The 15,759-nt window shown below is 62.2% G+C and carries 9 protein-coding genes; 3 read left to right on the top strand and 6 right to left on the bottom strand.

Translation table 11 applies throughout. The features are described from left to right. Window positions 1-2 precede the first annotated feature (2 nt). From ABOK31_RS00900 to ABOK31_RS00885, 4 genes are all read right to left on the bottom strand, one after another. On the bottom strand, window positions 3-446 hold the full coding sequence (locus tag ABOK31_RS00900) for a nuclear transport factor 2 family protein (RefSeq protein WP_174175393.1): 444 nt from the start codon (window positions 444-446) through the stop codon (window positions 3-5). A 101-nt stretch (window positions 447-547) separates the two neighbouring features. Further along, a complete protein-coding gene (locus ABOK31_RS00895) occupies window positions 548-2,758 on the bottom strand; it encodes a 3-hydroxyacyl-CoA dehydrogenase NAD-binding domain-containing protein (protein ID WP_349957434.1) in 2,211 nt (736 codons plus the stop codon). Between the two features lie 15 nt (window positions 2,759-2,773). Then, on the bottom strand, window positions 2,774-3,982 hold the full coding sequence (locus ABOK31_RS00890) for an acetyl-CoA C-acetyltransferase (protein WP_349957433.1): 1,209 nt from the start codon (window positions 3,980-3,982) through the stop codon (window positions 2,774-2,776). Between the two features lie 321 nt (window positions 3,983-4,303). Then, window positions 4,304-6,100 carry an acyl-CoA dehydrogenase C-terminal domain-containing protein gene (locus ABOK31_RS00885; protein ID WP_349957431.1) on the bottom strand — a complete coding sequence of 599 codons (1,797 nt, stop codon included), beginning with the start codon at window positions 6,098-6,100 and terminating at the stop codon, window positions 4,304-4,306. Window positions 6,101-6,581: 481 nt separating this feature from the next. Here ABOK31_RS00885 and ABOK31_RS00880 point away from each other — a divergent pair, with 481 nt between their 5' ends. The 3 genes from ABOK31_RS00880 (at window position 6,582) to ABOK31_RS00870 (ending at window position 12,282) form a co-directional block, all read left to right on the top strand. Then, window positions 6,582-10,265, top strand: a complete 3,684-nt coding sequence (locus ABOK31_RS00880) for a peptidoglycan-binding protein (protein WP_349957429.1) — start codon at window positions 6,582-6,584, stop codon at window positions 10,263-10,265. Between the two features lie 287 nt (window positions 10,266-10,552). Continuing rightward, entirely contained in the window at window positions 10,553-11,476 is a 924-nt protein-coding gene (locus tag ABOK31_RS00875) for a TSUP family transporter (protein ID WP_174175405.1), read from the top strand. Then, window positions 11,473-12,282 (top strand): TIGR02186 family protein, encoded by an 810-nt coding sequence (locus tag ABOK31_RS00870; RefSeq protein ID WP_349957428.1) that lies wholly within the window; start codon window positions 11,473-11,475, stop codon window positions 12,280-12,282. The genes ABOK31_RS00875 and ABOK31_RS00870 overlap by 4 nt, the downstream gene beginning before the upstream one ends. 149 nt (window positions 12,283-12,431) lie before the next feature. Here the strand turns inward: ABOK31_RS00870 and pdeM are convergent, their stop codons facing one another. Both pdeM and ABOK31_RS00860 read right to left on the bottom strand, forming a co-directional pair. Then, complete coding sequence (gene pdeM, locus ABOK31_RS00865) at window positions 12,432-13,175, bottom strand: ligase-associated DNA damage response endonuclease PdeM (protein ID WP_349957426.1); 744 nt, start codon at window positions 13,173-13,175, stop codon at window positions 12,432-12,434. A gap of 20 nt (window positions 13,176-13,195) precedes the next feature. Continuing rightward, window positions 13,196-15,706, bottom strand: coding sequence for a ligase-associated DNA damage response DEXH box helicase (locus ABOK31_RS00860; RefSeq protein ID WP_349957425.1), 2,511 nt, complete (start codon window positions 15,704-15,706; stop codon window positions 13,196-13,198). Window positions 15,707-15,759: the final 53 nt, after the last annotated feature.

Raw genomic sequence — 15,759 nt, 5'->3', positions numbered from 1 at the left:
TCTTACGGTTTGAGCCTAAGCTCGGCAAGACCACTGCCATCCATGGCAAACGGCACCGATGTATGTTCGTGGACGATCTTCCAGATGCCAGCCTCTTTTCTGAGGCCGAGCGTCTGGCGAAACCAGAGATCGACTTCGACACCATCCGTCTTCTTGCCGGTCATCTGCACGAGGCCCGTCCAGAAGGCGACATCTTCACCAACCGTCAATCTGACCTCGATGGCATCGCCGCCGATCGGCCCTTCCCAGGTCGAAAACCAAGCCTCCAATCCCTTTTCACCCTTACCTTTGTGCACCAATGGTGCCGCCAGGGTGAAGCCGATGACATCGTCGCTTAAATGCCGGACCACGCCCGCCGCATCCTTGTTGCCAAGAGCTGAGGACCAGCCCGCAAGCATTGCGTTGATGGCTTCCGCCTCATCGCGATTGCCGATGATCTCGATCATGTCATTCTCCTCGGTTCGATGAACTCAAGCAGAGGACGAACGAAAAAGGCCGCTCCCGACAGGAGCGGCCCATTATTTGTCGTCAGCAACGATTTGTTGGCTCAAGCCGCCTTCGCGACGCGGTAGGGATCGAAGCGCCCATAGAAGGTTTCGCCCTTTGCGGCCATGTCCTTCAACAGCGCCGTCGGCTGGAAATGCGGGCCATAGGCGGCGGCCAGTTTTTCGCAGAGCTCTACAAAAACCTTTACGCCCATGCCGTCGATGTAGGACAGCGCCCCGCCGGTATAGGGGGCAAAGCCGAAGCCGAGGATGGAGCCGACATCGGCCTCGCGCGGATCGGTGACGATGCCCTCTTCGATGGTACGGGCGGCCTCGAGCGCGATGGTGGCGAGGAAGCGCTGCTTCAGCACATTGACATCGACCTCATCGGCCTTCTTCTGTGGATAGAGATCCTTGAGGCCCGGCCAGAGCGACTTCTTGGCCGGCTTCGGCGGATAGTCGTAAAAGCCCTTGGAATTCTTTCGGCCCAGGCGGCCCTCACCTTCCACAAGCCCGGTGACGAGCTGCATGTGACGCGGATCGACCGCCTTCTCGCCGAGATCGGCGACCGTCGCCTTCAGGATCTTGTAGGAGAGATCGATGGCGACTTCATCGTTGAGCGCCAGCGGCCCGACCGGCATGCCGGCCATCTTGGCGGCATTCTCGATCATGGCAGCGGGCACGCCTTCGATCAGCATGTCATAGGCTTCGTGGATGTAGCGGAAGACGCAGCGATTGATGAAGAAGCCGCGCGTGTCGTTGACCACGATCGGCGTCTTCTTGATCGCAGCGACGTAATCGAGCGCCACCGCGAGCGCATGATCGCCGGTTTCCTTGCCGAGGATGACTTCGGTCAGCATCATCTTCTCAACCGGCGAGAAGAAGTGGACGCCAATGAAATCGACCGGGCGCTTGGAATTCTTCGCAAGACCGGTGATCGGTAACGTCGAGGTGTTGGAGGCGAAGACGGCGCCGGCGGGCAGCACGGCTTCGACGGCCTCGATGACCGCCTTCTTGACTTCGCGATCCTCAAACACCGCCTCGATGACGAGATCGGCGTCCTTCACATCGGCATAGTCGGCCGACGGCGTGATGCGCGAGAGCAGCGCTGCACCCTCGTCCTGCGTCAGTCTTCCCTTACCGATCGAATCCTTGACCAAGCCTTCTCCAACGCCCTTGCCCTTGGTCGCGGCCTCGATGTCGCGGTCGATCAGCGTGACCGGAATGCCGGCGGCGGCGGTGACATAGGCGATCGATGCGCCCATGAAACCGGCGCCGACGACGCCGACTTTCTTCAATTCGGTCTTCGGCTGGCCTGCCGGGCGGCGGGCGCCCTTGCCGAGTTCCTGCATGGAGATGAACAGCGAGCGGATCATCGAATAGGCTTCGGTGGTCTGCAGCACATGGGTGAAATAGCGCTGCTCGATCTTCAGGCCGGTATCGAAGGGAACCTGCAAGCCTTCATAGACGCATTTGAGGATGGCGAGTGCTGCCGGGTAATTGCCCGATGTCTCGCGGCGCAGGATGGCGGGCGCTGCCGGCCAGAGCTGGGCCGCTGCAGGCGTCCAGATGCCGCCGCCTGGTGCCTTGAAGCCCTTTTCGTCCCAGGGAGCGACGGGCTTCAGGCCGTCCTTGATCATCTGCTTGGCGGCGGGGATCAGCTGATCCGGCTCGACCACCTGATGCACGAGGTTCATCGCCTTGGCGCGCGCCGCCGTCAGCGACTGGCCCGTCGTCATCATCTGCAGGGCGGATTGCGCATCCGTCAGGCGCGCAATGCGCTGTGTGCCGCCGGCGCCGGGGAAGATGCCGACCTTGACCTCGGGCAGCGCGATCTTGACGCTCTTGGCGCTGGAAGCGACGCGGCCGTGGCAGGCCAGCGACAGTTCGAAAGCGCCGCCCATGCAGGTGCCGTTGATGGCCGAAACCCAAGGCTTGCCGCAGGTTTCGAGCTTGCGGAAGAGGCCGGTCATGCGCCCGACAAGATCGAAGAGCTTCTTCGCAGCTGCAGCCGGGTCTTTCGCCTTTTCCTCCTGATAGAAGGAGAACATCGACTTGATCATCGAGAGATCGGCGCCGCCGGAGAAGGAGGACTTGCCAGACGTGAAGACCACGCCCTTGACGGCGGCGTCGGCGACGGTCGCGTCAATGATGGCATTCAGTTCTTCGAGGATTTCGGCAGTGAAGACGTTCATGGACTTGCCGGGCATGTCCCAGGTGACAAGCGCAATGCCGTCAGCATCCGTTTCGGCGGTGAAATTCGTGTAGGCCATTTGGTTTCCTCCCCCTCAGACGCGTTCGACGATCGTGGCGGTGCCCATGCCGGCACCGATGCAGAGCGTGACCAGCGCGGTGTTGAGATCGCGTCGTTCCAGTTCGTCCAGCACGGTGCCGAGGATCATCGCGCCGGTGGCACCCAGCGGATGGCCCATTGCAATTGCGCCGCCATTGACGTTGATCTTGTCATGCTCGATATCGAAAGCCTGCATGTAGCGCAGCACCACGGCGGCGAAGGCTTCGTTAAGCTCGAAAAGATCGATGTCAGCAAGCGTCATGCCCGAGCGCTTCAACAGCTTTTCGGTAACGTCGACCGGGCCTGTCAGCATCAGCGCCGGGTCGGAGCCGATATTGGCGAAGGCCTTGATGCGGCCGCGCGGCTTCAAGCCCATGCTCTCACCGCCCGCCTTGGAGCCGAGCAGCACGGCGGCGGCGCCATCGACGATGCCCGAGGAATTGCCGGCGTGATGGACGTAGTTGATGCGTTCCACTTCCGGGTGCGCCTGAATGCCGACAGCTTCGAAGCCACCCATCTCGCCCGGCAGCTGGAACGACGGGTTGAGCGAGGCCAGCGCCTGCATGTCGGTGCCTGGACGCATATGCTCGTCGCGGTCGAGAATGGTCAGGCCGTTAATATCCTTCACCGGCACGACGGAATTCTTGAAGTAGCCCTTTTCCCAGGCATTGGCGGCGCGCTTCTGGCTCTCGACGGCATAGGCGTCGACGTCATCGCGCGAGAAGCCGTATTTGGTGGCGATGAGATCGGCCGATACGCCCTGCGGCATGAAATAGGCCGGGAAGTTGACCGAGGGGTCCATGAACCATGCACCGCCGGACATGCCCAAGCCGACGCGCGACATGCTTTCGACACCGCCGGCGATGACGATATCGTCGGCCCCTTGAGCGATCTTGGCGGCACCGAAATTCACGGCATCGAGGCCGGAGGCGCAGAAACGGGAAATCTGCATGCCGGGCGCCTTGGTGGAATAGCCGGCTTCGAAGGCGGCACCCCTCGGGATGACGGCGCCGGCTTCCATGACCGGATCGACGCAGCCCATGATGATGTCGTCAACCGTTTCGGTGTCGAGGCCGTTGCGGTCGCGGATCGCCTCCAGCGTCTTGGCGGCAAGGCGAACGGAGGGCACTTCGTGCAGCGATCCATCCTTCTTGCCCCGCCCGCGCGGCGTGCGCACGTGGTCGTAAATGAAAACCTCGGTCATGTCTCATCTCCTCAATGCGACGTTAAAGCCGCAGGTCCGCACCAAGCGGGTTATTTTAGGGTCCACTTTCCACGACGGTCATCACTTGCCGCAACTAATAGACCCTTCTTTCGCAGTTCAGTGGCGGCCCAACGCATGTCGTATTGCCACGAATAAAATAGCGGACTGCCGTCTAGATCCTTCTCGTGATTCTCCCAGATGTGTTGGGCAACGTAGAGAATTGACGCAGATCCTTTATTTGAACGGAGAGCGTCGACCACCCAATCCTGTAAATCACCCTTTGATGCCATTTTGCCCCCAGGAAATTATCATCTCATTCCGTCAAAAGGCTTCCGCCGCCAGTTCCATCATCGTATCGGCACCGGTTTCGATGCGGGTCTTGCGCAATGCCGTTTCCGGCATGATGCGCTCCATGTAGAACCGCGCCGTGACAAGCTTGTTCTTCAGATAATCCTCGCGCGCGCTGTCGCCGCTTGCAAGGCCATCCTGCGCCGCCTTCGCCATCTTGGCCCACATGTAGCCGAGGACGACGAGGCCGAAGAGGTGCATGTAATCGGTCGAGCCGGCACCGGCATTGTCGGGCTTGGCCATGGCATTCTGCATGAACCACATGGTCGCGGCCTGCACGTCGTTCAAGCCCTTCTTCAGATGCTTGGTATAGAAAGCCATCTGCTCGTCGTTGCGGTTCTCCTCGCAGAAATCGCCGATTTCCTTGAAGAGAGCCATGACGGCACGGCCGCCGTTCAGCGCCAGCTTGCGGCCGACGAGATCGAGCGCCTGGATGCCGTTGGCGCCTTCGTAGATCATCGCGATACGGGCATCGCGGACATACTGGCTCATGCCGTGTTCTTCGATGTAGCCGTGGCCGCCGAAGACCTGCTGCGCCATGACGGCATGTTCGAAGCCCTTGTCCGTCATGACGCCCTTGAGGATCGGCGTCGCCAGACCAAGGATATCGTCGGCAGACTGACGGTCCTTTTCGTCCGGGGAACGATGGGCGATATCGGATTTCAGCGCCGTCCATAGCAGGAAGGCGCGGCCGGCTTCATTGAAGGCGCGGATCGTCATCAGCGAGCGGCGGATATCGGGGTGGACGATGATCGGATCGGCCTTTTTATCCGGTGCCTTCGGGCCGGAGAGCGAGCGGCCCTGGATGCGCTCGCGGGCATAGTTGGCGGCATTCTGATAAGCGATTTCGGCGATGGAGAGACCCTGCAGGCCAACGCCGAGGCGCGCCTCGTTCATCATGACGAACATGGCGTTGAGGCCCTTGTTCTCGGCACCGATCAGGAAACCCGTCGCCTCGTCGTAGTTCATGACGCAGGTGGCGTTGCCGTGGATACCCATCTTGTGCTCGATCGCACCGCAGGAGACCGGGTTGCGCGCGCCGAGCGAGCCATCTTCCTTGACCAGGAACTTCGGCACGATGAACAGCGAAATGCCCTTGGTGCCCTCAGGCGCACCTTCGATACGGGCAAGGACGAGATGGATGATATTGTCCGTCATGTCGTGCTCGCCGGCGGAGATGAAAATCTTCTGGCCCGAAATCTTGTAGCTGCCATCGGCCTGCGGCACTGCCTTGGTGCGCAAGAGGCCGAGATCGGTGCCGCAATGCGGCTCGGTGAGGTTCATGGTGCCCGACCAGATGCCCTCAACCATCTTCGGCAGATAGGTCTGCTTCTGCGCGTCGGAGCCGTGCACGAGGATCGCGGCGATCGCGCCCTGCGTCAGGCCGGGATACATCATCAGCGACATGTTGGCAGCGGAGGTATATTCGCCGACGGCGCAGTGCAGCACATAGGGGAGCCCCTGGCCGCCGAACTCTTCCGGCACGGCAAGGCCCAGCCAGCCGCCTTCGCGATAGGCTCGATAGGCTTCCTTGAAGCCCTTCGGCGTCGAGACGGTGCCGTCGTCATGGCGCACGCAGCCTTCCTGATCGCCGGAATAGTTGAGCGGGAAGAGCACCTCTTCCGAAATCTTGGCCGCTTCGCCGACGATCGCCTCGATCATATCAGGCGTGGCATCGGCGTAACCCGGGAGATTGTTGTAGCGCTCAAGCCCAAGCACATCGTTCAGGACGAAGAGCGTGTCGTTCACCGGGGCCTTGTAGACTGGCATCTTTCGAATTCCTCCAATTCGCCGCCGGATCTCAGAGTCCAGCCACTATGCTACTCTTACAAAATATTGACGTTTGCGTAAACGTCAAATTTGTGAGGCGCGCTGAAATTTTAGTGAGGGCGATCCGGAAATTACGCTCAATGCGAGTGATATCTCCTCCCCCAACGCGCGGCCTGCGCTGACCCGCCGACAAGAATATCGGCTCGCGGGACAGCAGAACCGAAATAAAAGGTTAAGAATTCCGCCAAACTTAACGAGTTGTTTACCACGTTTCGTAAATTGTAAGAGTTGAGCAGCAGTGCTTCGCGTTTCTTCAACTTATGCTTTGGTCGCGCGCTGTCTTTGCTGCTCGGTTTGAGGAAAGCCAATACATTTATCCCTTTCCGAACGACGGAATGCAGACAGTGCGACGATGCAGCAACGTCTTCTTCCGTCAGCATGACGGCCCGGGGTGGTCCATAGTTCGAGGCGAGCAAAAGATATGAGCGGATCGCGATCAAATCCTACCGGTACGGGCGACTGGACGTCGCTGGATGCTCTGAGCCGCACGATCGAGGGGCTGGAGGCACGCATCGAGGGTCTGATGGGGACTGCCGCCGCACGCGATACGCGCCAGCGCGTCGGCGCCGGCTATGCGCCTGCCCCCGAGCGAGCCGCACCGGAGCGGATGCCGCCCCGCCCCGAACGCGAGCAGCATGCCAGCCGTCCCTATGAGCGCCCGCTGCGCAACGAACGTCATGAAAGCGATCTTCGCTCCGATCCGCTTGCCGAAATCCGCCAGCGCCAGCGCACGCTGGAAGCAAACCGCGAGCGGCTGCAGCCGCGGCGCGAGGACATCGCGCATGCGGAACCGCAGCCGGCCCGGCGTCCGATCGAAAGCTATCCCCAACGCCAGCCGATGCGGGCGGCTGCCGCCGACGCGCCGGTCGATATCGCCCAGGCGCTCGTCAATCTTCGACAGGATCTCAAGCGCGACATCGCCGAAAGCGTGACCCGTGAAGTCACCGCTCTGCGCGCCGAAATCCGCGATATCCGCGAAAACACCGAGGACAAGCATTTTGTCGCCGATGTCCGCCAGGATATGGCTCGGCTTGCCGACAGCATCAACCAGCTCGCCGGCCAGCCGGAAACCATCGGCCTGAAAGCCGAATTCGACGAGCTGCGCTCGCTGATGGACGGGCTTGCCCGCGAAGAGTCGCTCCACCATGTCGAGCGCCAGGTGAAGGCCATCGACACGTCGGGCCTGCAGGACGAGCTCGTCTCGCTTGCCTATCGCCTCGATGACATCAAGCAGCATCTCGGCGGTATGAACGACAGCCCGGCCGTGCATGCGCTGGAAACCAAGCTGCTGACGATCGCAACCGCGATGGAGAGCCTTGGCTCGATGATGCAGCCGCAGGATCAGGCGATGCAGCGGCTGGAAGGACGCCTCAGCGGCCTTGCCGACCAGATCGACCTGATGAGCCGCGATGCGGGCCGCCGCCAGCCCGCCGACGATCTTTCCGGCCGTCTCGAAGCGCTCGCCATGCGCATCGACGAACTCGGCAGCGCCAAGGCCGTCGCCCGCCTCGAAGAGCGCCTCGACCAGCTCTCGCATCTGATGGAGCGTTCGCAGAAGGCAGCCCCGCAGCCGGAGCTCGTTACCTATCTCGCCGATATCTCCCACAAGATCGATGCGCTGGAACACGGCTCGGTCGGCAACGCGATGGCGGACCGGCTGGATTATCTCGCCCGCCGCATCGACGAGATCGATTTTCATCCGCCGGCTACGGCCGCAAGCCTGGACGACGGCATGGCGCGCCGGCTGGAAGGCCGCCTCTCCGACATCGCGGCCCGGCTCGAAGCCAGCACGGCTGCACCGGCCACGGATACGCAGGCACTGCGCAATCTCGAAGAGCAGATCGCCCATCTTTCGACACTGCTGACCGCCGAGCCGCGAGCCGCCGCCGATCATCTGCCTCCGGATTTCGACCGCCGGATGAGCGCGATCGAAGACTATATGGCGACCAACGACGAATACATCATCGAAGCGGCCCGCCACGCGGCGGAAACCGTCGTCGAGGCCTATTCGCGAGAAGGCGGGATGGGTCATGGCGCGCAGGCGGCCGACATGGCAGCGCTGACGGCGCTTGCCGAAGACCTTCGCCATCTGGAAGACATCAGCCGCGCCAGCGACGAGCGCACGCACCGCACCTTCGAAGCGCTGCACGACACGCTGCTGCAGATTGCCGATCGGCTCGACCATATGGAACAGCGCCGGCCGGCACCTGCCATGCCTGTAGCTGCCTTCGAAAGCGACGTCTTCGCCGAAGAGGATGCTCCGGCTTTGAAGCCGCCGATGGCCGCACAGCAGAAGGCCGGTCCGATCATCCGCACGGTTGCGCCCACCGAAGCCTCGATTTCCGCCGAAGTCGCCGTCGCACAGGCGATCGACGCCAATACGAAGGCTGAAATCAAGGCGGCGGTCAAGAAAAGTGGCAAGACCAGCCTGTTTGCGAGCCTCGGCAAGCGCTTCTTCACGCCGGAAAAGGCCGAGCCGATCTTTCCGCCGGACCGTCCGGTCATCGAGCAGGCGCCGTCGATCGATCCCGCCGACGTAATGCCCGGCGAAGAGGCCAACGAACTGCTGGAGCCGGGTTCCGGCGCGCCTGACATCAAGAAGATCCTCGAGCGCGTGCGCGCCAGCCAGACCACATCGCGCAGCGGCAACGCACGTCAACCGACCGAAAACGAGCGGGCCGATTACATCGCGGCCGCCCGTCGTGCCGCACAGGCCGCTGCCATGGAAGTCGACCAGACGCAGCGCTCTGCTCCTGCTTCCAAGAAAGACGCCAAGAAGGGCGGCGCATTCTCGCGCTTCCGCCGACCGATCCTGCTTGCATTGGGCGCCGTCATGCTCGCCATCATGGCCTACCCGCTGGCAAATACGCTGACGCGCGGTCAGAAGGCACCACACCCCGCCCAGGTGTCGACGATGGTCGCGCCTGCGGACAGCGCCGCCACCAATACCGTCGTCGCCAATGCGAACCCCATCGCCAGCAATCAGCAACCGGCTGCCAATCAGGCCGCCGCACCCTCGGTTTCCACGACGGAGACGGCGGAAGCCCAGCCCGCGCCCACAGCCATCGATCCCACCGCCGCTCCAGCAAATGATCGCCTGACGGCAGCAACCCCGCTCGACGGCAATCAAACGGCAAGCGAAGCCCTGGCCCCTGCCGGCAGCGCGCCCGCACAGCAGGCCGCCGCCTTCGTCCAGACGGACAATACGGCAGCCGCAGCTCCCGCCGCCACGCCGGCGGCACCGGAGATTGCGGTGCCCGACGGCATCCAGCCGCCATCGCTCGTCGCTGCCGCAAAATCGGCCGATCCGGTCGCGCTTTTCGAAATCGGCGCCCGCTATACCGATGGTCGCGGCGTTGCGGCCGACATGAAGCAGGCAGCGACCTGGTATCAGCTTTCGGCCGATAAGGGCTATGCACCGGCCCAGTATCGCCTCGCCAGCATGTATGAGAAGGGTAACGGCGTCGATCGCGACCTCGTCAAGGCCAAGCAATATTACGAGCAGGCTGCCAACCAAGGCAATGCCAGCGCCATGCACAATCTCGCAGTTCTCTACGCCTCGGGCACGGCAGGGCCGCAGGATTACGATAGCGCGGCAAACTGGTTCATCCGCGCCGCCGATCTCGGCGTCTCCGACAGCCAGTTCAACCTCGCGATCCTCTATGCACGCGGCAACGGCGTGAAACAGGACCTGCAGGAATCCTATAAGTGGTTCGCCATCGCCGCAAAGAGCGGCGACAAGGACGCCGCCCAGAAGCGTGACGAAGTCGCTAACGCCATGAAGCCGGCCGATCTCGAAAGCGCCCGCGCCAGGGTCGACCTGTGGAAGGTGCAATCGGTCGATCCCAAGGCCAACGGCACCGACATTCCCGACGAATGGACCACCGGCAAGGGTGTGAACACGGCCTCCATCGACATGAAGAAGGCGATCCGCAACATTCAGGCCATCCTCAACAAGAATGGCTTCGACGCCGGCGCGCCCGACGGCGCCATGGGCGACAAGACGGTCACCGCCCTGAAGAGCTTCCAGAAATCCGTCGGTCTGCCGGCGGATGGACGGGTGACCGATCAGGTGGTCAAGGAGCTGCTTGCCCGCAACAAGTAGGGCCAGGATTTCGCACGAAAGCGACCAACCGACATGCCGGCGTGAGGACGCCGGCATTTTGTTTGGGAAGCTCAAAGCTACCGCATCCTCGGCCGTTGCCGGCCACTCCGCCATGCAGCGTCACAGAAAAGCGGAAAAAAACGGATTAGAGTGAAACCGGCAATTCGAAAACTGTGACAGCGCTGCCTTTCCTAAGGCTCTGGCAATGATTTCAGATTAGAATCCGCCGTTTAAGGGGAAATGGGCTTCGGTCACCGCGCCGAAAAGCCTGCAAATGGGAACAACGCGTGACGATCTATCTGCCGATCGCAGAATTGTCGGTGAATATCCTCATTATTCTCGGCATGGGGGCAGCCGTAGGGTTTCTCTCCGGCATGTTCGGCGTCGGCGGCGGCTTTCTCATCACGCCTCTTCTGATTTTCTACAATATCCCGCCGGTCGTTGCCGTCGCCACCGGCTCCAATCAGGTCGTCGCCTCCTCGGTTTCCGGCGCACTCAGCCATTTCCGTCGCGGCTCGCTCGACCTGAAACTGGGTGCAATCCTGCTCGCCGGCGGCCTGGCGGGGGCGACGTTCGGCCTCTGGCTATTCGTGCTTTTGCGAAGGCTCGGCCAGATCGACCTGATCATTTCCCTGATCTACGTGCTCCTGCTCGGCACGGTAGGCTCGCTGATGCTGTGGGAAAGCGTCAGGGCCATGCGCCGCGCGGCCGGCAAACTGCCGCCGGCAACCGGCAAACCACGCCATCACAACTGGGTGCAGCGGCTGCCGTTAAAACTGCGGTTCAAGAAATCCAAGCTCTATCTCAGCGCCATTCCGGTGATCGGCCTCGGCTTCTTCGTCGGCATGCTGACGCCAATGGGTATCGGCGGCGGCTTCATCCTCGTGCCTGCCATGATCTACCTGCTGCGCGTTCCGACCAATGTGGTCGTCGGCACCTCGCTGTTCCAGGTCATTTTCGTGACGGCCTTCACGACGATCGTCCAGGCCGCCACCAACTATTCCGTCGATATCATCCTCGCCTTCCTGCTGATGGTGGCAGGCGTCATCGGCGCACAATACGGGGTTCGCGTCGGCCAGAAGCTGCGCGGCGAGCAATTGCGTGCGCTCCTCGGCCTTCTTGTCCTCGCTGTCGGTCTTCGTCTCGTCATTACTCTCGTGGTCACCCCCGCCGACATCTACTCGGTCATCATGGAAGGGGTGAGCCGATGAGAGTGTCCGGACTGCTTCTCGCTGCCGCATTGCTGTTCGCTCCGTTCACCGCGCAGGCGCAGGTGCTGCTCGATCAGCCGACGACGTCGACCACGGCGCGCGAGACGATGGAGATCGGCACCTCGACGAGCGAGATCGCCATCACCTCGGACTTCACCGGCGCAGATCTTACGATTTTCGGCGCACTCTCCAACACCGACCAGCTGCTTCTCGCAATCGGCCAATACGATATCGTCGTCGTGCTGGAAGGCCCGCGCGAGAATGCGACGGTGCGCAGGAAGGAGCGCGTGTTCGGCATATGGGTCAATACCCGCTCGATGACGTTCGAGCATGTGCCGGAAGCCTATTCGCTATCGAGCACGCGCGCCGTCGACAACATCACCACGCCGCTCGAGCTCAGCGATCGCGGCATCGGCGTCGATCATATTCCGCTGGCGCCCGTCGGCTTCGTCGGCAATGTCGGCGATGTGCCGGAATTCCGCAACGCCTTCCGGCGGCTGCAAAAGGCAGGCGGGCTCTATGAGAGCGATCCCGCCGGCGTGCGCTTCGTCAGTTCCTCGCTCTTCAAGGCGACGCTCCGCGTTCCCGCCGACGTGCCGAACGGGGTGCATACGGTGCGCGCCTATCTCTTCAAGAGCGGCAAGTTCCTGAGCGAGAAATCGCTGCCGCTGCGCGTCATCAAGACCGGGATCGAGCAGATGATCACCGATGCGGCGCATCAGCGGCCGATTAGCTATGGTATCTTCTCCGTGCTGCTGGCCCTCGTCACCGGCTGGGGTGCAAGCTTCATCTTCCGGAAGAACTGATCGGCCGCCTTTGCGGCGACTGACGACCTCGAGATAGGCTTCGGTCAACCGTGGCGCGGTGGTCCTGCGATAGGAGCGGGTGAAAGCCGCCTGAAAATGATCGCGCAACGGCAGACGAAAAGCCGCTGCACACCTCTGCACGACATGTTTTAGGCCGACAGATTGCCGAACCGCACGGAATAGATGCGGTCGCGCCCGAGCAGGTGTGCGATCAGGCTTTCCCGCTCGAAGAGGCCTGCCATGGCCTTATGGCGAAGATCGAGGCCGCCGGTCATCACGCCGAAGGCCGGCATGAGCAGACGGGTGCCATCCGTTGCAAAACACGGGCGGCGTACCGATTTTTCCCGACGCCGGACGGTGGCGGACGGATGCAAATGACCCGCGATTTCGCCAGCCTGCAGCCCTGCCTTCGGTTCATGGCGGAAGGTCAAGCCGCCGTAATGCATCTCGTCGACCGAATGACCGGGAAGATCGACTGTACCATCCGGGTCGTGATTGCCGTTGATCCAGATCCATTCGCGGCCCCGGGCCATGCTGACGATCAGGCTGCGAAACTCTTCCGGCAGATGCTGCGAACCGACGCGATCATGGAAATTGTCGCCGAGCGAAACGACGAGCTTCGGATCATAGCGGGAGATGACGGCGGAAAGAACGGTCAGCGTCGCCAGCGTATCGTAGGGCGGCAGCATCATGCCGCGACGGGCGAAGGCGGCACCTTTTTCCAGATGCAGGTCGGAGACGACGAGAATACCGGCCTCGGGCAGATAGAGCGCACCCAGCGGATCGCAGATGGCAGCGGTGCCATGCACAACGGTCTCGACGCCCGAAGCCGGCGCAGCTTCGCCGCTGTCTTGACAGTTCAAGCTCCGTGCCAGCGCCAGCCGGTTGATCACCTCAGTCCATCCTTGTTCGTTCAGCCCATCGCCTCGCGGATCAGATCGCCGGCCGCCTCCGCAAGCAGGGAATCGTGCGCCTCTCCCGGCACCGGCACCTTGCCGATTTCCAGCATCACCGGTACGGCGAGCGGGGAAATATGGTCCAGCGCGCGATGGGTGATATGGCCCTTGATTCGCTTCAGCATATCCGCAAGTCGGCCAATATCCAAAAGCCCGGTCGCCGCATCCTGCCTCGTTGCCTGCAGCAGGATATGGTCGGGCTCGTGGCTGCGCAGCACGTCATAGATCAGATCGGCTGAAACCGTCACCTGCCGGCCGGTCTTTTCCTTACCCGGATGCCGACGCTCGATCAAACCGGCAATCACGGCGCAATTGCGGAAAGTGCGCTTCAACAGGAAGGACTCATCGAGCCAAGCCTCGAGATCGTCGCCGAGCATATCCTCGTCGAAGAGGTCGGCAAGGCTGAGATGGCCGTTGGCGATCATCAGCCCCATATCCTCCAGTCCCCAGATGCCGAGGGAATAATCGGTCGCGACGAAGCCCATGGGCTTAGCGCCGGCGCGCTCGAGCCTTCGGGTCAGGAGCATGCCGAGCGTCTGGTGCGCCAACCTCCCCTCGAAAGGATAGGCGACAAGATAGTCGCGGCTGCCGCGCGGAAAGGTCTCGATCAGGAATTCGTCGCGCTTCGGCAGCAGCGACTTCTCTTTTTGAATTTCCAGCCAATCACGCACCTGATCCGGCAGGCGATGCCGCCGGTCGGGATCGGCAATCATCGCCCGCACCTGATCGGCGAGATAGGTGGAGAGCGGGAACTTGCCGCCGGCATAGGAGGGAATTTTCGGGTCCAGCGAGAAGGCCTGCGACGCCAAACACTCGCTCTCGCGGATGCCCTCGAAGCGCAGCACCTTGCCGGAAAAGAGGAAGGTGTCGCCGGGTGCCAGCTGCTCGACGAAATATTCCTCGACCTTGCCGAGCGGCGCCCCGCCTCGTCCGAGCGAGCCGAGCGCGTTGCGCTTCACCAGCCGGATGTTCAGCATCGCCTCTTCAACGATCGTGCCGAGGTTCAGGCGATATTGCTGCGCGACCTGCGGATTGGAGACGCGCCAGCGCCCCTCCGCCGTCTTGCGAATACGGGCATAGCGCTCATAGGTTCGGAGCGCATAGCCGCCGGTGGCGACGAAATCGACGATGCGCTCGAAGGTCTCCCAGGAAAGCTCGGCATAGGGGGCCGCACTCTGCACCTCATCATAAAGCTCGAGTATGTCGAAGGGTTCGGCGCAGGCCATGCCAAGCACATGCTGGGCAAGCACATCGAGCGCGCCGGCGCCGATCGGCGGGGTATCCTGCGCGCCGATATAGTTGGCATCCAGCGCCGCTTGGCATTCCATGACTTCAAAGCGATTGGCCGGCACCAGGATCGCCTTCGACGGCTCGTCCATTCGGTGATTAGCGCGGCCGATGCGCTGGGCAAGGCGGCTGGCACCCTTGGGCGCACCGACATGGATGACGAGATCGACATCGCCCCAGTCTATGCCGAGATCGAGCGTCGAGGTGGCGACGACGGCGCGCAGCCGGTTTTCCGCCATGGCCGCCTCGACCTTGCGGCGCTGGCCGACATCGAGCGAGCCGTGATGCAGGGCGATCGGCAAGTTATCGTCATTGGCCGACCACAGCTCCTGAAACAGCATTTCGGCCTGGGAGCGCGTGTTGACGAAAAGGAGCGTCGTGCGATGCGCCTTCAGCTCGCGATAGATATCAGGGATCGCATATTTGGCGGAATGGCCGGACCAGGGGATACGCTCTTCCGTCGACAGGATGGAGATATCAGGCTTGGCGCCGCCCTCGACAATGACGAGGCCCGCATGGCGCTGTTGCCCTGGCTCTTGTGCCACCAGCCATTTCTGCAGGTCCATGGGATCGGCAACGGTCGCCGAAAGACCGATGGTCTGCACATGCGGCGCCAGCTTGCGGATGCGGGCAAGGCCAAGCGACAGCATATGACCGCGTTTTGATGTGACGAGTGAATGCAGCTCGTCGAAGACGATGTATTTCAGGTCCTTGAAGAAGCGCTCGGCCTCGCGATTGGCAAGCAGCAGCGCCACCTGCTCCGGCGTCGTCAGCAGGATATCGGGTGGATTGAGCTTCTGCCGCTGGCGCTTGCCGCTCGGCGTATCACCGGTGCGGTTCTCGACTGATACGGGGAGGCCCATCTCCGAGACGGGCTTCATCAGGTTGCGCTCGATATCGACCGCGAGCGCCTTCAGCGGCGAGATATAAAGCGTATGGATGCCGGTGAAGGCCGAACCCGGCGGGATCTTGCCGCGCCGGGTGAGATCCGTCAGCGACGGCAGGAAGCCGGCGAGCGTCTTGCCGGCGCCGGTCGGCGCAATCAGCAGCGTGCTTTCGCCGGCCTCAGTGCGGGCCAGCAGCTCCAGCTGATGCGCACGCGGCTGCCAGCCCTTTTCCGCAAACCAGCGGGTGAAGGGGGCGGGCAAGGCAAGGAGGCGGTCTGCATCGATCTGGTCCACGGGGGGTAAATGTAATGGATATACGGCGGATGAGAAGCGGGGGCGTATCGTGT

Origin of the sequence: Rhizobium sp. ZPR4 (assembly GCF_040215725.1) — a bacterium.
GTDB classification, from domain to species: domain Bacteria; phylum Pseudomonadota; class Alphaproteobacteria; order Rhizobiales; family Rhizobiaceae; genus Rhizobium; species Rhizobium rhizogenes_D.
This window is presented reverse-complemented; position numbering and strand designations above follow the sequence as displayed.